Source organism: Marisediminicola antarctica (genome assembly GCF_009930795.1).
Taxonomy (GTDB): domain Bacteria; phylum Actinomycetota; class Actinomycetes; order Actinomycetales; family Microbacteriaceae; genus Marisediminicola; species Marisediminicola antarctica.
Map to the genome: position 1 here is coordinate 1730168 of NZ_CP017146.1, position 16935 is coordinate 1747102.

The 16935-nt window shown below is 63.4% G+C and carries 16 protein-coding genes and 1 tRNA gene; 8 read left to right on the forward strand and 9 right to left on the reverse strand.

Annotated features, from left to right (window positions below; translation table 11 throughout):
* Nucleotides 1–151: 151 nt before the first annotated feature.
* Nucleotides 152–313, reverse strand: coding sequence for a hypothetical protein (locus BHD05_RS08235; RefSeq protein WP_161886004.1), 162 nt, complete (start codon nt 311–313; stop codon nt 152–154).
* A gap of 820 nt (nt 314–1133) precedes the next feature.
* On the opposite strand from BHD05_RS08235, the gene BHD05_RS08240 reads away from it, so the two are divergent.
* Entirely contained in the window at nt 1134–1619 is a 486-nt protein-coding gene (locus BHD05_RS08240; RefSeq protein ID WP_236966738.1) for an RNA polymerase sigma factor, read from the forward strand.
* Nucleotides 1585–2670, forward strand: a complete 1086-nt coding sequence (locus BHD05_RS08245) for a CU044_5270 family protein (protein WP_161886005.1) — start codon at nt 1585–1587, stop codon at nt 2668–2670. Before BHD05_RS08240 ends, BHD05_RS08245 begins: the two co-directional genes overlap by 35 nt.
* 224 nt (nt 2671–2894) lie before the next feature.
* On the opposite strand, the gene BHD05_RS08250 is transcribed toward BHD05_RS08245, so the two are convergent.
* Nucleotides 2895–4064, reverse strand: coding sequence for an IS30 family transposase (locus BHD05_RS08250; protein WP_202614172.1), 1170 nt, complete (start codon nt 4062–4064; stop codon nt 2895–2897).
* Between the two features lie 233 nt (nt 4065–4297).
* Here BHD05_RS08250 and BHD05_RS08255 point away from each other — a divergent pair, with 233 nt between their 5' ends.
* The gene (locus BHD05_RS08255; protein ID WP_161886006.1) at nt 4298–4780 is read left to right on the forward strand and encodes a hypothetical protein; all 483 of its coding nucleotides are present in this window, start codon (nt 4298–4300) and stop codon (nt 4778–4780) included.
* 82 nt (nt 4781–4862) lie between these two features.
* Here BHD05_RS08255 and BHD05_RS08260 read toward each other — a convergent pair whose 3' ends face one another.
* The 6 genes from BHD05_RS08260 to BHD05_RS08285 form a co-directional block, all read right to left on the reverse strand.
* The gene (locus BHD05_RS08260; RefSeq protein ID WP_335920076.1) at nt 4863–5225 is read right to left on the reverse strand and encodes a GntR family transcriptional regulator; all 363 of its coding nucleotides are present in this window, start codon (nt 5223–5225) and stop codon (nt 4863–4865) included.
* The gene (locus BHD05_RS08265) at nt 5222–6142 is read right to left on the reverse strand and encodes a hypothetical protein (protein ID WP_161886007.1); all 921 of its coding nucleotides are present in this window, start codon (nt 6140–6142) and stop codon (nt 5222–5224) included. Before BHD05_RS08265 ends, BHD05_RS08260 begins: the two co-directional genes overlap by 4 nt.
* 112 nt (nt 6143–6254) lie before the next feature.
* A complete protein-coding gene (locus tag BHD05_RS08270; RefSeq protein WP_161886008.1) occupies nt 6255–6695 on the reverse strand; it encodes a leucine-rich repeat domain-containing protein in 441 nt (146 codons plus the stop codon).
* Between the two features lie 1242 nt (nt 6696–7937).
* Nucleotides 7938–8525: a hypothetical protein gene (locus BHD05_RS08275; RefSeq protein ID WP_161886009.1), complete on the reverse strand. Its 588-nt coding sequence runs from the start codon at nt 8523–8525 to the stop codon at nt 7938–7940.
* A 259-nt stretch (nt 8526–8784) separates the two neighbouring features.
* Nucleotides 8785–8949, reverse strand: a complete 165-nt coding sequence (locus tag BHD05_RS08280; RefSeq protein ID WP_161886010.1) for a hypothetical protein — start codon at nt 8947–8949, stop codon at nt 8785–8787.
* Nucleotides 8950–9780: 831 nt separating this feature from the next.
* Nucleotides 9781–9852 (reverse strand) — tRNA-Arg (locus BHD05_RS08285).
* 75 nt (nt 9853–9927) lie between these two features.
* Between BHD05_RS08285 and BHD05_RS08290 the strand changes: the two genes are divergently transcribed.
* From BHD05_RS08290 to BHD05_RS08300, 3 genes are all read left to right on the forward strand, one after another.
* Complete coding sequence (locus tag BHD05_RS08290; protein WP_161886011.1) at nt 9928–10584, forward strand: pyridoxine/pyridoxamine 5'-phosphate oxidase; 657 nt, start codon at nt 9928–9930, stop codon at nt 10582–10584.
* Nucleotides 10585–10614: 30 nt separating this feature from the next.
* Nucleotides 10615–11409 carry a transglutaminase-like domain-containing protein gene (locus tag BHD05_RS08295; RefSeq protein WP_161886012.1) on the forward strand — a complete coding sequence of 265 codons (795 nt, stop codon included), beginning with the start codon at nt 10615–10617 and terminating at the stop codon, nt 11407–11409.
* A gap of 193 nt (nt 11410–11602) precedes the next feature.
* The gene (locus BHD05_RS08300; protein ID WP_161886013.1) at nt 11603–13402 is read left to right on the forward strand and encodes an HNH endonuclease signature motif containing protein; all 1800 of its coding nucleotides are present in this window, start codon (nt 11603–11605) and stop codon (nt 13400–13402) included.
* Nucleotides 13403–13578: 176 nt separating this feature from the next.
* Here the strand turns inward: BHD05_RS08300 and BHD05_RS08305 are convergent, their stop codons facing one another.
* Entirely contained in the window at nt 13579–13920 is a 342-nt protein-coding gene (locus tag BHD05_RS08305; RefSeq protein WP_161886014.1) for a hypothetical protein, read from the reverse strand.
* A gap of 464 nt (nt 13921–14384) precedes the next feature.
* On the opposite strand from BHD05_RS08305, the gene argS reads away from it, so the two are divergent.
* Complete coding sequence (gene argS / locus BHD05_RS08310; protein WP_161886015.1) at nt 14385–16052, forward strand: arginine--tRNA ligase; 1668 nt, start codon at nt 14385–14387, stop codon at nt 16050–16052.
* Nucleotides 16053–16097: 45 nt separating this feature from the next.
* Nucleotides 16098–16898, forward strand: a complete 801-nt coding sequence (locus tag BHD05_RS08315; RefSeq protein ID WP_161886016.1) for an LmeA family phospholipid-binding protein — start codon at nt 16098–16100, stop codon at nt 16896–16898.
* Nucleotides 16899–16935: the final 37 nt, after the last annotated feature.

Consider the following 16935-nt stretch of genomic DNA (forward strand, 5'->3'; position numbering starts at 1 on the left):
CCCGCTGCGCCCGGCGGAGGGGATTCGTCAATGGCTGTCGTGTCCGGGCAGCGCCCGTAAAACGGACGATCACCGGGCGGCTTTTCAGGTGCGCAGGACAGCGGGATCGGTGCCCGATTCCGACCGAGGGGGGTGCCCGGAAGGGGAACCTTCAGCGAGATGAGTCCTCGGAAGTTCGGCTAGCAGTCTGCGCCTCGAGTATTGCAAGCATCTTTTCGCTCGCGTCCCGAGTTCGATGAAGCGCACCGACGATGCTGATGCTCGCGAACAAGACGATGAGGATGAGGGCGACCAGCAGCCAGATGGGATCCATATTCTTATCCTTTCACCACCTCGCGCCACCGCCCGCATGCGCAACGGTCACCGAACGCCCTACGTCCGGTGGCGGATCCCTTGGCGGGCACCATCCGCCGTTTCCGGTGCGATGATCACGTTTATTATGCGAGCTAATCGGCTCGTCTTTAGGAGAGCCTTCGACCACGACGGTCGAGTCCCGTGCTGACCCTGTCCTCTGAGGGCAGCCCTCTTTCGGCTGTTCGGAGTTGGGTGCGACGCCGCGAGAGCAGTCGTGACAATCGGCTCAATCTGCTGAGGCTCGTCCACGGACCAGCAACCAGGCTCCAACCATCGCTCCCACGATAAGGAGGGGCGTGAGGAGGTATCCGATGGTTCCCAGGTAGCTGACAATCATGAGAGCGACTCTACCCGCTTCCACCTTCGCGAGGTAAGTAGCTAGAGCTCTTCCTGCTCGTTTCATCCCCCTTCCCAGCTCAAGTCTTCTTGGATGCACTACCTGTCAAGGCCAAGGTGGTCTACCTGAGTCCTTTGACAATCCAAGAAAGTTGCCCACAGCCCGGAAAAGCGCCCTAGAGCGATCGACTAACCTCCCTGCAGGACGCACGTAAGCGGATCCGGCAGTGGAAACCAGGGTACTGCCAGACACGGAAGGCTTGGGTGGCGTTGCGCATTCGTGGCGTCTTTGGCTGCTTCGTGAACTTAATTGGTTGGATTGAGCAATACCTACTGTGAGTAGTGACAGAGAGAACATCTTCCGGGCCAGGGATGACCCGGGCGCATTCGCGGCCGTGTTTGACAAGTATTCAGCGCTCGTCCACCGCTACGTCGCCCGACGGGTGGACGCTCAGGTGGCGGACGACGTGATGTCTGAGACCTTCCTCGTGGCATTCGAACGACGTGCGTCTTTTGACGGGTCTGAAGATGCGCGACCGTGGCTTCTGGGTATCGCGACGAATCTCATCAAGAAGCATGCCCGACTCGAAGCTAAGGCGTGGAAAGGTCTCGTCGCGGCTGATCTTGGCGAAGTGCGCCTTGATGCGATCGACGAGGCGAACGCTCGCCTTGATGCGACCGCGACCGCGAAGCGGATAGGCGCAGCACTTCGTCGACTCCCGGCGGGCGACCGGGACGCACTTCTGCTCTACGCATGGGGCGACCTCAACTATGAGGGTGTCGCTGTCGCCCTGAACATACCGGTGGGCACTGTCCGCTCACGACTGAACCGCGCACGCCACAAGCTGCGCATCGCGATCGATCCGGGCGCCGCCCGTGACGAGGAGGTTGAACATGAACGAGGTCTCGCTCCTGCGTCAGATTCGTAGTGACGCACCCGAACCCGAACGGGAGGCGGTCGATCAAGCGCGCGCTGCGCTGTTCGAGCGGATCCACGCCGACGCCATACCCGGCGCCCGGTCCGTTCCGGCGAAGCGTCACCGTCGTGCACGATGGGCTGGGCTGGGGGTGCTGGGCGCTGGTGCTCTGACCGTGGCGCTCGTGGCCACGAACTTGCTCGGCGTGGGCGACTGGCGGGGTGGTGCAGACCCTGCCGCCGAGAACGCTCTCAACCAAGCGGCACTCGCGTCCATCGACACGTCCGATCCGGCACTGCTTCCAGGTCAGTATCTTCTAGTGGAGTCCAACTCGGTGTACGGCAACACCACCCAGGTCGACGACGGCGAATATGTTTCGTATCTCACTCTTAATAAGGACAAGCTCTACGTACCCGCCGACCAGTCCGATGAATGGATCTGGGAACGCGGAGCCCGTGTTCCCTACCAGTCCTTCAACGCGGAGGGTGAAGCGCTCGCACAGCGCGAGTACGCCGCAGCAGGGCAAACGGGGGAAACACTTCGCGCGCCAAATGCCGAGTTCTACGGAAACTCTGTCATCCCCGACTTCGAGGCCTTGCCAAAGGATCCGCAACAACTACTCGACTACATCTACAAGACCACAGAAGGCCAGGGAATTTCCGCCGACTGGATGGCGCTGCTATGGATCACGGAGGCGCTGCGAACTGGTGTAACACCCGCTGACGTGCGCGCAAATCTCTACCTAGCTGTCGCAGGCATCCCTGGCGTTGAGATCACCGAACAAACCGCGAACCTCGACGGCCAGACCGGCATCGCGATCGGCCGCTACGAAAGTAAGGACGATTCCCGGCAAGACATCATCATCGACCCCGACACTGGGACACTCATTGGAGAACGCCGCATCGACTACAGCGGCGATTGGGGCTACCCGGCCAACACAGTGCGAAGCTTCACCGCCATCAAAACCTCTGTCGTCGACTCTGCGCCGGACGGCGGCACCCAGAACGGGCACCTCGACGGGGAAGGATGCACAGATCTGGGCAGCGGAGCATTCCAATGCTGAACCTTCCAGCACCCATCCCCCCAAATGCAATCGACCTCCCGCCGACTTTGTCGATCCCGATTCCGGTCGAAGCATCTGAGAAGCGCTGAAACACAAACGGACGGCCCGCGCAGCAGCGCGGGCCGTCCGTTTGGGAGTTGACTGTGCCGCGAACTTCGTGTGCTCGCCCCTGGGCTGCCTCTGAAGTCAGGCCTGCCCGTAAGCCGGACGGCGGATTCAAGCGGTTATTGCAACAGGAGTTCGCCGATCGCTTCGATCGGTTTCTGGAATTGTAGGCGTTTGCGTGGTCGGTCGTTGAGTTCCGCGGCGACCCGGTCGAGGTCTTCGGCGCTGTGAACGGTGAGGTCGGTGCCCTTGGGAAAGTATTGACGTAACAGGCCGTTGGTGTTCTCGTTGCTGCCGCGCTGCCAGGGGGCGTGTGGGTCGCAGAAGTAGATCTCAATGTCCGCGTCGATGGCGACCGTTTTCCAGTCCCGCATCTCGGGTCCCTGATCCCAGGTCAGCGACTGCCGCAGCATGGCGGGCAGAGTTTGGATCTTCGCCGCCAGGACTGGGGCGACCTGATCGGGCTTATACCCGTCGGGTAGATGGAGGAGCATCGTGGTCCCGGTGGTGCGTTCCACCAGAGTCCCGATCGCTGACAGGTTCCCTTTCCCGATGATCAAATCACCCTCCCAATGTCCGGGCACGGCGCGGTCCTCGGCTTCTGGCGGACGTTCGGCAATGTTGATCATTCCCGGGATCCGGTTCTTGCGTTGGCCGACCTTGCGGGACGGACGCCGCAAGGTCCGGCCGGTGCGTAACGACGCCGTCAGCTCCCGTTTCAGCGCGCCACGAGACTCAACGTAGAGAGATTGGTAGATCGTCTCGGGTGACACCCGCATCTCCTCCCGATCTGGGAACTCGCGCTTCAACCGTCCCGAGATCTGCTCGGGCGAGTACCTCTTCTTCAAGTCCCTCTCCACGATCCCACGCAGCTGCGCGTTCACGTGAAGCTTCGCCGGCTTCGGCCTCGAGGCCCTCTCAAAAGCCAAGGCATGCGCACTGGTCGCCCGATACCCAACACCGACCACAGCGTTGCGGCGCAACTCTCGGGAGACCGTCGACGGCGACCGGCCAATCGCCGCACCGATCTGCCGCAACGACTGGCCCTGGGCGCGGCGGATTGCGATCTCCTCGCGCTGACCGAAGGTCAAACATCGACCCTTTAAAGCCCGGCCGCGGCGGGGCCTGACACCACCAGCATCGACCAGGATTCGCCTCCCGGTCCGCCGACTCGTATCGATCAGCTCGACCGCTTCGGAGATGAAACCACCAGCCCGCATCCGAGCCCAAAACACCTGCGTCAAATCAGGCCGCACAAAAATCGAGTACTTCGCCATCACAACACCCATCCACTAAGTGTTGCAATCACCGCAAGAACCCAAGGGACGGCCAGCGGGCCGTATTCGAAGGTGCTCTCGGAGACGGATTTAGGGGCGCATTCGGACTTCGAGGGGTGCCCGCAGGGGAACCTCTGCTGGCACACATTCCGGCATTGATCGGATGCCATTTTGTCCATTCCCTTGATCGATGACCTTCAACCAGGAAAGGCCGCTTTGTAAAGCGGGGCGCTAGAGTCTCGGTCATGTCTGTTTCCGACCATCCCCTGATCCCCGACACAGAGACTCGACTTTCCGTACTGCTCAACCGAATCCACGTGCTCGGCAAGGTCGAGGGAGTAACAGTTGTTGCCGAACGGGTCGACTTAACGGGGGAGCGAGTGTGGCTGCACGCGCGCGCCGTGCCGAACAGCTCGACTGAGCAGCTGACCACTGAGTTCTGGAGTGCCGGCCAGCGCTGGCGCCACGTGCAACAGACACAAGGTTGGGAAGCCGCAGGGGAACCGCCGCGAGGGCCTGGTGAAATGATGACCCGCATCGAGGTCACGCTGACCAAAAATAGTCCGGGAGTGAACTTTGATCGCCAACTCTCGGTTGGGGGATCAGGGACCGAATGGTCAATTGAATGGTCGTGGCCGAGACCCAACGGCGGCTCAGTGACATTTATCGGAACATCACCGGAGGCAGGAGACACCGAACTCATCGTCGAGATGCCATCGCCCAAGTAAGACCCAACACCTGAACTCCGGACGCGGACGCCCGCAAGTGGAACCTTGACGGGACGCGAGTTCGAATCGGTGGCAGTGATCATTACCCGCTTGGGCGGGGCGGCCAGATTGCGCGGAACAGTCGGGTTGCTTCCTCAAGATCGATCTGGGCGCGGATGCTGGCGTCGGCCAGATTGCGGGCAGCATCCACCACGGTGCGCGGAGTGGCCGACGCGGTTGCGCTGACGCGGGTTCCGCCTCCGGTACGGGTGTGGAGGTAGTGCTCGGATTCGAGGGTTTTGTATGCCTTCGCTACGGTACCTGGGGCGACGCCGAGGTCCTTTGCAAGTTGCCGGACGGACGGGAGTCGTTCGTCGGCCGCGAGGCTGCCCGCGGCGATGAGTCCGCGGATCTGATCGCGGATTTGTTCCGCGGCGGGTGCCGATCCCGCCAGGGTAATCATCATGCGCGAATCAGGGCGCGGACTGTGCGGCGCGCGGGTATTGCGGTGAGCAGAACACCGACCCAGAACGCGTATCCGAGAGCCGTGACGGCGTCACCCGCGAGGGAGAGCGCCGGCTCAAGAGCCGCGATGGGGGTGCCGAACACCACCCATCCACCGTTTCCCGTCGCCACACCGCCGTTGAAAAACGCGGTTCCGGCCAGGGAAGCAAAGATTCCGCCGAGATGCATCAGGAGGGCACCGGATGCGACCGCAAGAATATTTCGAGTGCGCAGGCCGCGCAGCTGAACATCGTTGACCTGGTCGACTGCGACCGCGGGCCGAGCGATCAGCCACAGCGCGCCAAGGGTCAGTGCCGCGAGAACAGCCACCAGCGCCAAGGCCGGCCGAGAGTAGTACCACCCGTAGATGGTGGTGGAGCCCCCGCCGACGCCGGTGTCGACCACGAGGATGCGCCAGAATCCTTGCTCGTCTTCCTGGGAAGCCATGCCCGCAGCGACGGTGACGAGGAGGATTGCACCGACGATAATTGTGGCGCCGATGAACCACCATCCCTGGCCGAAGCTAAACGGCGTCCGGCGAGCCAAGCTAGCGCTCCCTCGTGGGGCGTGAGTAGGCAGCGGAAACGCGAGGATGATCACGGCACCGATCCCTAACAGAAGAGGCAACACGAAGCGCGCATCCACCAGCCACCGAGCGAGCTCGTCGGGCCGCGGGAGCCGGAGCGCCGACGTTCCACCCACCATCAAACGCACCAGGACATCCGCGAGCAAAGCGACGCCCACCCCAACCGCAGTGAGAGACGCGACCGGCCCCCACTGCAGTCGGTTTGTGCGGCCCCGAATCAGCCACCACGCCGCCCCGGCCAGCACACCGAGGATCATCGAGCGGAACACTAGCCAGACGAGCAAGAAAGACATTGCACCCTTTCATCGGTCAAGATGTACTACTTACGAAGTACATTACATGTATCACGGTACTAATACATCTTTGTGCCAGGGTTGATGGTTCTGACGCCCGCAAGCCGGACGGTTATCGCGACACTTTTATCTCTGCGAGGTAGTCGTCGCACTCCTCGTAGTCTTTGGCGACGCCGGCGAAGGCGGCGCTGCTACTCGCGAATTGGAACACCTGCTTTCGATAGGACCGGCGAAGCGGGAGCACGAGGATGAGAAGTTCGGGGAGTTCGAGAAGGACGGACAAGTCGGAGTCGATCAGCCGCGTGCCGGGTAGGCGAAGCTCGGCTAGTCCGGACAGGTCGCGAACCCAGTCCAGCGATCTGATCTTCACGTTCCTATCGGAGTCGATCGAGCCGCCACATACGAGTCGCGTGAGCGAGGTGAGCTGGCCCAGTGAAGACAAACCGTCGAGCAGATAGGTCTGGTAGAGCTCGAGGCTCTGCAGCCCCGGAAGTGATGTGAGCGGCTCAATCGATGCGACACGTGTCGCGGCACCAAGCGAAAGGCACTTCAACGAATTGAGTTTTCGAAGAACGTCGAGGTCTGAATATGGGCCCCACTTCAACTTCAGTGAGCTGAGTTGCGGTTGGCCTGACCCTACGTGTCAGGGTGAGTTGAGGCCAGTAGCTCAGAGCAAGTTCGCCGTTTGACGTAGGGCCTGGCTGAACTACTAGAACACCGAACGCATCCACACCGGCATCGGCAGCCCGCCGATCAACCGAGTGTCACCCAAGTGATGGCCGAGTACAATTGTAGGTCTCAGGACGGTAACAGTTCTGCCTTAGCAGATCGGTGACGGTTCGACTGTCTCGGTGGTGACACTTTTTCCTCGATGTTTCGAGGATGAGTCGCCTTGTACCTGTTGATCCTAGTGTCCGTCTCGCGATCACCCTGTGGCCTGATGATGCTCCGTGGGGGTCGGTGACGGCCTTCTGTCTTGAGCAGAGATCGCCAGGAAGGGAGTGAATCTTGAGCCCGAGCCCGAGCTCGAGCTCTTGGTCGGACGGCGACTGAGTTGACCAGAGGCCATGATGCGGGCAACGATACCGGCCGACATCCGCGCGTCGATCTGCGCGGCGTACCGTTAGTTCGTTCCCACCCGAGGCCCTCTCTAAAAGCGCCCGGCCGCGCGAAGATGATTCTATGGTCTGTCACTTCCTCGTCGCAGGAGCCAGAACTGGGAGACCCCTAGTGGGGGGTGCTAGTCTCAGAGAGTAGATGTTCGATTGTAGGAGACCGACATGTGGGGGCCCCCCACAATGATTATCGGTCAGTTGCACCTGACCGATGATTTACCGTGATGGTCGAACAGGTTATTCAGCGAAACGCTGGTAGTTCACGCAGGAGAGACTCCAGGACGTTATCGTTGCGGCGGATCCGGAGGCCCATTTTTGCCACCAGATTGTCGACACTCCGGTGTTGATGACGTTGTACCCCGTATTCAGTTGCCAGGGCCGTATGGTGTTTCCGGCGGCGGTCGATGAATTCCCGTATCCGACGATCACTCCGGGTCCGCTTGTGTAAAACGTCAGCTGGGCGATTGTCCCCGCATTGCAGTAGGAACGTACGGGGGTCCAGAAGGGGGTGGCGTTCGCTGCTACCGGGGTAGCTCCCACGGCGAACGCGACCCCAATAGCAACCGCAGCGGCCGCCAGTTTCTTCTTAAATACGCACGTTTGAACCATTTTGCTCCTTTTTATGGGTGGTTCCTTCGGAGGGATTGAAACCTAAAAAGACCGCAGCGAACCAGTGGGAGCTAGGGTGTCGGGCCAGACACGATAACCGAAATAGTGAGAACGAACTGGCCATCGACTGCACCCAGGTTCTTGAGACTGCTCGAACTCCCCAGTTGGGTGATGCTGACCTGAGTGCGAACGGGCTCAGCGGAGGTGAAGTCTGTGTATGTCTCGACCACGTCGCCGTCGGAACTGCCCAGCGTTTCTGGAAACCCCTTAGCTGTAAGGTCGCTTCCGACTGTCGTTCTGATGCTTGCCAAAGTTGCTTCGTCAGTTGAGGTCCACACGAGCGTGCGCGAGTCATAAGTGACATCACCTCTGGCGTCTTTGTTTTCGGACGTGCCGGTGAAGAAGCAGCTCGGGTCGGGAACTTCGGCGATCGGCCACGGCTCCATGAGAGTGGCATCATTAGATTCGATTTCCGAGTCGACGATGTACGCCGATCCGCCGATGATGTTGGCGACGAGACTCGCCGGGCAACCGTTGCTCTGTGGGGTGGCTGTGGCGGTTGGCGGGGGTGAGGTTGTTGTTCCTCCGTCGGCAGTGCAGCCGGCCAACAGCAGAGCGGTACTCACGGCGACTGTGGTTGCTATGGTTGATAGCTTCATTTCTACCTCTCCCGTAGTACGCGTAACTCTAGCGGGGGGTGGAACGCAATTACCGAGGTTTCGACAGTGCCTCAGTTTCTTTGAGCGCGTGGGTGTGGTTGGTGCCTCACATATTTTGAGCGCGATGCTTTCCGATATGGAAGGCAAGATTCCGATGGCCGCGAGAAGGCATGTCACTAATAAGCTCCGCTCTGCCTACCGTGGCGAGTAGCGCTTGATGGTAGCGGAATTTGTCAAGGTGGATGAGGCCAGCGTGAGTTTAGGCGGCTAGTTTCGACTCTTCTTCATGAGCGGCGGGTTTGTTGATCCAGGCCGCGTCGGGGGTGGCGAGGATCTTGGGGTCGGCGTCGCAGTTGATCTCGAGAGTTAGGGTGAACGTCGGCTGCAGGGCGGTAAGCACGCGCTCGTAGTTCGCGCAGTTCATCGTCCTCAGCCGCCCCCATACGGGAGACCCTCTCACTAAAGCGGACGACCGGTGAATCACCGCGCCGAACTCCGACGACCGCCCGTATGCGGGACGCTAAATGGTCATCCGCGCGCAGTGCAAGGGATGCGAACGTCCGCCTTGTGCGTCGTTTGCGTATCCCCCGCCCGATAGGGATTCTCACGTAGGTGCCTGAACTGCGACAAAGAGTAGTGCGGCGAAAGCGACAGGCAGGGACTCGAAAGAGGTTCGGCTGCCACGTTTGTCCGAACTAAGTGGCAACAGTCCGAACTGGCTTGTCACGCGACAAATGTTGTCGCGTGACACGGTATTTCGGACAAACGACCAACCCCGGACGTCCGGAATTCCGCTGGAGTGGCCGCTCTCGTCTGGCTGAGTTTCGCCACGATACTTCGGACAAGCGCGCAGTCGAGGAGCCGCCACGAAGTAACAGCTTGGCTAAAGCGTCGCTTCGATTGCCTCTAGAGGTCCGGCTCAGTCACGAACAGCCGGCTCAGCTTCTGACTTTCGATGCCGAAATTTGCGAATGGTAAGGGGAGCGGAAATGAGCAGGGCAACCAGCAACAGCAGCGTCAAGGTTTGGACAGTCACCGAGAAGTGCCACCAAAACAATGAATCCGACATGTTCGACTACCTTCCTCGTTCGACGATGCCTCACTCTATTCGCTTGGGCTCTTCGTCTACTAGACATGCGGCGAAGCGCGGGACGCTGTCGGTGGGAGCGACAATGCCTGAGGTGCTCGCGATCGCGCACTGAACCTGTGTCCGAACTACGTGGCAAAAGTCCGAACTGGCCTGTCACGGGACAAGTGCCCCCAGGCAGATTCGAACTGCCGCCCCTGCCTCCGGAGGGCAGTGCTCTATCCCCTGAGCTATGGGGGCCAGGGTGTGCTCAAGGTTATCAGGGCGCGGCACGTGCTCCCGACCCGCACAGGCGAGTCTGCCTAGGCTGGGACCATGAGCGACATCTCCTACCGCGACCTGCTCCGCAGCATCCGCCCGCCGAAGACCGAACTGCCCAGCTTTGACACGGCTGCCGCGCCCGACGACCCCATCGCCCTCTTTCTCGTGTGGACCGCCTCGGCGGTGGATGCTGAAGTGTCGCAGCTCAACGCCATGACGCTGTCGACCGCGACGCGAGGCGGGGACCCGTCAGCCCGCACCCTTCTATTGAAGGACGTCACCGACGCAGGTTTCTGGTTCGCGAGCCTCGCGTCGGCGCCGAAGGGGGAGGAGCTGGCGCAGAACCCGCGCGCCGCGCTCACTCTCTATTGGCGAGAGCAAGGGCGGCAGGTGCGCGTGTCCGGCGCGGTGAAGCCGGGGCCCCGTACTGTGAGCGAGCAGGACTTTCTCGCGCGGCATCCGCTGGCCAGGGCGCAGGCCATCGCGGGGGAGCAGAGCACCACTCTGCCAGGCGCGGAGGAGGTCGCGGGGCTCGTTGCATCCGCGAGCGAGCTGATCGAGGTCGACCCGCTCTTCGTCCCCGCCGACTGGACCGCCTACGTGCTCGAGCCGATCTCGGTCGAGTTCTGGCAGGCATCCGGGCACGACCAGATCCGGCTGCGCTACACCCGCTCGCCCGGCGGCTGGACGCACCAGCTCCTCTGGCCATGACCCGCCGAGCCAGGGTGACAGGATTGTCGCATGCGTCGTAACGTCTCCGCCCACCTCGAACTCGACATCTCGGGCCATACCAACATGGTGCTGAGCATTGCTGCAGCCCAGAGCAACCTACTGAATGCCGAGACGCTTGAGATCACTCTCGACGGCCGCCCCATCACGCCACAGGAGATCTCGGATCGCCACGGTACCCGCCTGCACCAGTTTCTCGGCGACAAGGGACGCATGACGATTGACTATCGCGCCGAGGTTGCTGGCACTGCGCCCCCTCTCGAGGTGAGCGAGCTCGACCCGATCGTGTACCTGCGGCCGAGCCGGTATTGCGAATCGGACACCCTCACGCCTACGGCGCGCTCCGAGTTCGCCGGACTCACCGGCCACGAGCTGCTCGCTGCTGTCGGCTCGTGGGTCGGCAGCAAGCTGCGATATGTTCCCGGATCGAGCATGCCGACGGATGGCGCGGAGCAGACGCTCCTGGCACGCCGTGGCGTCTGCCGCGACTACGCCCACCTGGTGATCGCGTTGCTGCGCGCGCTCGACATTCCCGCGCGCATGGTCGCCGTGTATGCGCCGGGGCTCGACCCGATGGACTTCCACGCGGTGGCAGAGGCGTGGGTGGATGGCGTGTGGCAGGTGGTGGATGCGACGGCCTTGGCCCCGCGGCAGAGCCTCGTGCGTATTTCGACTGGTCGCGACGCCGCGGATACCGCGTTTCTCACGAACCACTGGGCGGATTTGATTCTGCGCGAGCTCTCCGTTTTCGCGGTCGTGGATGAGCTACCGCGGGATGATGTTCGGGAGCTGGTGGTGTTGGCGTAGGTTCGCGCCCGCACTGACTGCTTCTGTACGGGGTCTTCTTTCCAGCAGCGTGTTCTCCTGCACGGGGTCTCTTCTCCTGCACGGGGTCTTCTCCTGCGCAGCCTCTTCTCCTGCGCAGGCCTTGTGGAGAAATTCTTATCCCCATCAGGCATTTCCTCTTTCGAAAGTGTGTTCGAAGTGGGAGAATTGTGGCATGGAACACCTCCCGAACACCCTCCGCGACACAGCTGACACCGTCGCCGGCCTCGGGGCGTGCGCGGGGGAGTTCACGGCCCTGGATGATGCGTCCCTGTTCGCCGCGCAACGCTCGGTCACCGCGCTGCGTCGTGCGGTGGACACCTACGCGGCGTGGATCGCGGCGGCGATCGCGAAGCACTCCGACCGGGCCCTCGGCCATGCCGGGATGGCGATCAGTGCCGGGTTCGTCAGCGCGGAGGCGTTGATCCAGTCGATCTCCGGCAGCACCAGGGCCGAGGCCGCGAAACTGGTCCAGATCGGCACCCTGCTCGCCGAGACCGAAGCCGCCGAAGCCCTCGCCGCGGCATTCGCCGAGGCGAACCCCGACTTGGACCGGTCGGGTGCTATCGGTACCGGCGACCCTGCGACTGACTACCCCGCCGCCCCCGGCCTTGATCCCGACGACCCTGCCGGTCACGGTTCCGACCCCGCTGGCCACGACCGTGCCGGAGCCGACCCGGCCACGCCGCGCGCTCCGGGCTACGCCGGCAATGGCCATCTTCCTCCGGGGATGGCGGTGTGGCAGGCGCCGATCGCCCGCGCGGTCGCTGCCGGCCTCCTCTCGGTCGACGGCGCCGAGGCCATCCGACGAGGCCTCGGCGGGATCGACGACGCGGTCACCGCCGAGCAGCTCACCGCCGCCGCCGAACAACTCATCGCCGCAGTGAACCCCGGCCCCACCGGCGCCGGCCGCGTGCTGGGTGCGGACGAGGTGCAGCGTCTGGCGCGGCGGTTGCGGGACGAGCTCGACAGCGACGGCATCCGCCGGCGGGAGAAGGAGCAGTACGACCTGCGGGCGGTCCGGAAGTGGCGCACCGCTGACGGCATGCACCATGGCATCTGGCACCTGCACCCCGAAGACGGCGCCCTGCTCGACGCCGCGTTCTCCACGATCCTGTCCCCGCGACGCGGCGGACCCCGATTCATCGATCCGGAAGAGAAAGCCAAAGCCCAGAAACTGGTCGAGGACCCCCGCACCGACGAGCAGATCCTCGCCGACGCCCTGATCGGCATGATCCGCATCGCCACCGACGCCGACCCCGGCACCATGTTCGGCTCCCGCCGCCCCGCCGTCCGAGTCATCATCACCAAAAAAGACCTCCACACCAGCACCGCGCCCACCGGCAGCGGCACCGGCGCGACGACCGAGACTGGCACCGGCGCGGGGGCAGGGGCGATCACCGCCACCCGCGTCAGCGCGACGACCGGCTCTCAACCCCGTCAACCTCTCTCGCAGCAGCCCCTGCCCGTGCTGCCCCTGCAGCCACCGCTGCCGCTGCTGCCCGGGATCAGTGCCGACCAGGGATGGATCGAGGGAACCCTCGACCCGATCTCAATCGAGACCATCCAGCGCAACCTCTGCGACACCGGACACATCCCCGTCCTATTCGACGACGACGGCCAATGCCTCAACGTCGGCCACACAAGGCGCCACTTCACCGCCCGCCAACGCATCGCCCTCGCCACCCGCGACGGAGGCTGCATGTTCCCCTCCTGCGACCGACCCCCCTCCTGGTGCGAAGCCCACCACATCAAACACTGGGACAGAGACAACGGACCCACCAACATCGACAACGGAATCCTCCTCTGCCGCAGACACCACCTCCTCCTCCACGACAACCACTGGGAAATCACCAACACCAACAACAACTACTGGCTCCAACCACCCACAACCGTGGACCCCACCCAAACCCTGATCCTGCTCCCCAGCAGAACACCCACCATCGTCGCCATCACCAGAAAGAACGCCAGGTGACCAGGAAACGCTCTACCGGAAGCAACACACCCCGGCGATCGATGCTCGGGGTGAGAAGCGGAAGCACACGCAGGATCCGGGCGCCGGAGGCAGGTGAAGTTGGATATCAACAGCGAGAGTGACGTCTCCGCCTCGGCAAGTTATCCGACCGCGACCGCAACTCTGCGAGAGCTGGATCAGCCCAGCGCCGACTTCACCGAATCTGTAAGCATGCGCGCGTCGTCCGGAGTACCGAAGTACTTCGACGTGGCGACGATCCAGTGCTTGTCAGTGAAGATCTGCACGGTGCCGACCCCACCCGACGACCTGAACCCGTCACCCGAAGCGCGCAGCTCCGCGAGCGTGGTGCGCGACGGCTGGGCGACCCCGATGACGATTCTCGAGCCATCCGTCGCCTGGACCCACGTGCACGCCACGCCGCCATGTGCGACCGCTGTCGCGGCGAGTGAGCCTGGCGCAGGCGCTTGCTCAACGAGACCGAAGTTCGGATTGAACTCGTACATTGTGTCGAGTGGCACCAGGTCGACGCAGCTCGCCGTGATTGGAATTCCCGGAGCGACAGGACCCGCACTGGCCGATGGCGACGGCGGCGGCGACGGTGGCACTGACGCTGACGGTGACGCTGACGGTGACGGTGACGCTGACGGTGGCGCTGACGCTGCGGGTGACGGTGACCCCGAGGTCCCGGGGGACACGGGAGAAGATCCAGAAGGAGACACGGACGGCGACGGCGACGCACTCGACCCCGCGAACGCATCCGCCGACGGAGTTCGCGCATCATCGGCCGAGCAGCCAGCAAGGCCAAGCGCCAGCGCACCCACACCCACGCCGACAACCGTCAACGCGAACCGGGAGACCACAACACCGCGCTTCAGCGACAAACCGACGACCTTTCTTCTTCAACTCTTCATGTCATCTTCACCCACAAGTCCGTCGGGACTGATCGCAGGCGCGCGGATCGGCCGGGATAGAATCATCGATCGTGACCCCCGCTGAACTTTCCGCTCTACTTCTCACGTCCGCCACCGATCTGCTGGCACGACGTGCCGGGCCGGATGCTCCCGTGATCACGGTCGCGGACATCTCGCTTGAACGCCCCAAGAACCGAGACCACGGCGACTGGTCGTCGAACATCGCGATGAAGCTCGCCAAGGCCGTCGGCAGCTCGCCTCGCGACCTTGCGGCCGATTTCGCCGAGGGTTTCCGCCTCATCGACGGTGTCGAGGCGGTCGAAGTCGCTGGCCCCGGCTTCATCAACTTCACCCTGGATGCCGCCGCGGCCGGATCCCTCGCCAAACGGATCGTGGAACTCGGCGACACCTACGGCCACACCGACACCTTCGCCGGCCAGACCATCAACCTCGAGTTCGTCTCCGCGAACCCGACCGGCCCGCTGCACATCGGCCACACGCGTTGGGCCGCACTGGGCGACTCGATCGCCCGCGTTCTCACGGCATCCGGCGCGAAGGTCGCCACCGAGTTCTACATCAACGACGCCGGCGCGCAAATGGACAACTTCGGAGCCTCGATCCTCGCCGCAGCACGGGGCCTTCCGACGCCCGAAAACGGATACCCGGGCGCCTACATCGCCGAGCTCGCCGCCAAGGTGCTCGACGTGCAGCCCGACCTGCTCGACCTCCCTGACGACGACGCGGTCGCCGACGCCCGGGAGCTCGGCTATCAGCTTCAGCTCGGTGAGATCCGGGCGTCGCTCGAACGCTTCAATGTGCACTTCGACGTTTGGTTCAGCGAGCGCACCTTGCACGCCGACGACCACTCCACCGGACGCAGCCCCATCGACGACGCCATCGACCGGCTGCGCGCACAGGGCCACGTCTTCGACGACGACGACGCCGTCTGGGTACGCACCACCGACTTCGGCGACGACAAGGACCGCGTCATCCGCCGCGGCAACGGCATCTTCACCTACTTCGCCGCCGATGCTGCCTACTACCTGAGCAAGTCTGACCGCGGCTATGAGCACAAGATCTATCTGCTCGGCGCCGACCACCACGGATACGTGCACCGCCTCAAAGCCCTCGCGGGTGCCGCTGGCGACGACCCCGAGCGTGACATCGAGGTGCTCATCGGCCAGCTCGTCAGCATCAATGGCGCGCGTCTGTCGAAGCGCGCTGGCAACATCATCGAACTCAACGATCTGCAGGCCTGGCTGGGGACGGATGCGCTGCGCTACTCGCTCGGACGCTATCCCGCCGACTCGCCGCTCACCCTCGACCCCGAGTTGCTCCGCAAGCGCACCAACGACAACCCCGTCTTCTACGTGCAGTACGCCCACGCCCGCACCTTCTCGGTCGCGCGCAATGCGGCCGACTCGGGCGTCGACCGCAGCGTCTTCGACGCCTCCCTGCTCACCCACGAGACCGAGAGCGCGCTGCTCGGCCTGCTCGCGGAACTTCCCCGCATCGTCGCCCAGGCGGCCGAGCTGCGCGAACCGCACCGCATCGCGCGGTATTGCGAGGAGCTCGCCGGCGCCTACCACCGTTGGTACGACAACTGCCGCGTCACCCCGCTTGGAGAGGAGCCCGTCGGCGATGTTCACCGCACCCGGCTCTGGCTGAGCGACGCCACCGGAACGGTTCTGCGCAACGGCCTCGCGATGCTCGGAGTGAGCGCTCCGGACCGGATGTAGCGGATGCCGTCCGACGACAGCCCCTCGATGGGCGACACTGTGCCAGTGAGTCCCATCGGAACGGAGTCCTCGTCGGCTCCCACCGCCACGCGGCGCCGCCCGCTTCTCGCGGCCGTCATCGTCGGCGTCGTTCTTGTGTTGATCGCGGTACTGCTGGTGATCGCCGACAACGTGGCGCGCAGCGTCGTGCGCGATGCGATCGCGAGCGAACTCGGCACTGCACTCCCGATCGAGCGCGGCAGCGACGTCGCGGTCGAAATCGGTGGGTCTTCAATGCTGGCCCAGATCGCGGTCGGCCGCCTCGAACGGATCGAGGTGACCGCCGACGCCGTCGACTTCGGGAAGATCTCCGGCGCCGCCGATGCCGTCCTAACCGGGGTGCCGCTCGATCGCTCCCAGCCCGCAGACTCGGTCACGATCGACTTCTCGGTTCCCGAGGACCAGCTGGTGAACCTCGCCGATAACCTGAGCGGCATCCCGCTCGACACAATCTCGATCGACGGCGACGAGATCCTCCTCGAAACCGACGTGCGGGTGTTCGGCATCCCGATCCCGATCTCCGTCGGTATCGCCCCCGGCGCCGCCGACGGCCAGCTGACCTTTGACCCGAACAGCCTCAGCGTGGGCCAGGCGACCGTGACCGCCGACCGGATGCGCCGCATGCTCGGCCCGGTGGCGGGCGCGGTGCTCGAGACCCGCTCGTTCTGCATCGCCGAATTCCTGCCCGAGGCCTTCACACTCGAGTCTGCCGACATTCGGCGTAATGAACTGGTCGTGCGGCTGGCCGCCGATACCGTGATTCTCAGCGATGAGGCACTCGAACAAGTGGGCGCCTGCCCCGCCTGAACGCCTCCCAGCCACCCATTCGCTAGAATTCACAAGG

Coding starts and splice junctions, on each gene's coding strand:
- BHD05_RS08300 (WP_161886013.1), top strand. CDS start 11,603: ATGGAACACCTCCCGAACACCCTCCGCGACACAGCTGACACCGTCGCC.
- BHD05_RS08235 (WP_161886004.1), bottom strand. CDS start 313: ATGGATCCCATCTGGCTGCTGGTCGCCCTCATCCTCATCGTCTTGTTC.
- BHD05_RS08250 (WP_202614172.1), bottom strand. CDS start 4,064: ATGGGTGTTGTGATGGCGAAGTACTCGATTTTTGTGCGGCCTGATTTG.
- BHD05_RS08255 (WP_161886006.1), top strand. CDS start 4,298: ATGTCTGTTTCCGACCATCCCCTGATCCCCGACACAGAGACTCGACTT.
- BHD05_RS08290 (WP_161886011.1), top strand. CDS start 9,928: ATGAGCGACATCTCCTACCGCGACCTGCTCCGCAGCATCCGCCCGCCG.
- BHD05_RS08245 (WP_161886005.1), top strand. CDS start 1,585: ATGAACGAGGTCTCGCTCCTGCGTCAGATTCGTAGTGACGCACCCGAA.
- BHD05_RS08280 (WP_161886010.1), bottom strand. CDS start 8,949: ATGAACTGCGCGAACTACGAGCGCGTGCTTACCGCCCTGCAGCCGACG.
- BHD05_RS08265 (WP_161886007.1), bottom strand. CDS start 6,142: ATGTCTTTCTTGCTCGTCTGGCTAGTGTTCCGCTCGATGATCCTCGGT.
- BHD05_RS08275 (WP_161886009.1), bottom strand. CDS start 8,525: ATGAAGCTATCAACCATAGCAACCACAGTCGCCGTGAGTACCGCTCTG.
- BHD05_RS08260 (WP_335920076.1), bottom strand. CDS start 5,225: ATGATGATTACCCTGGCGGGATCGGCACCCGCCGCGGAACAAATCCGC.
- BHD05_RS08295 (WP_161886012.1), top strand. CDS start 10,615: ATGCGTCGTAACGTCTCCGCCCACCTCGAACTCGACATCTCGGGCCAT.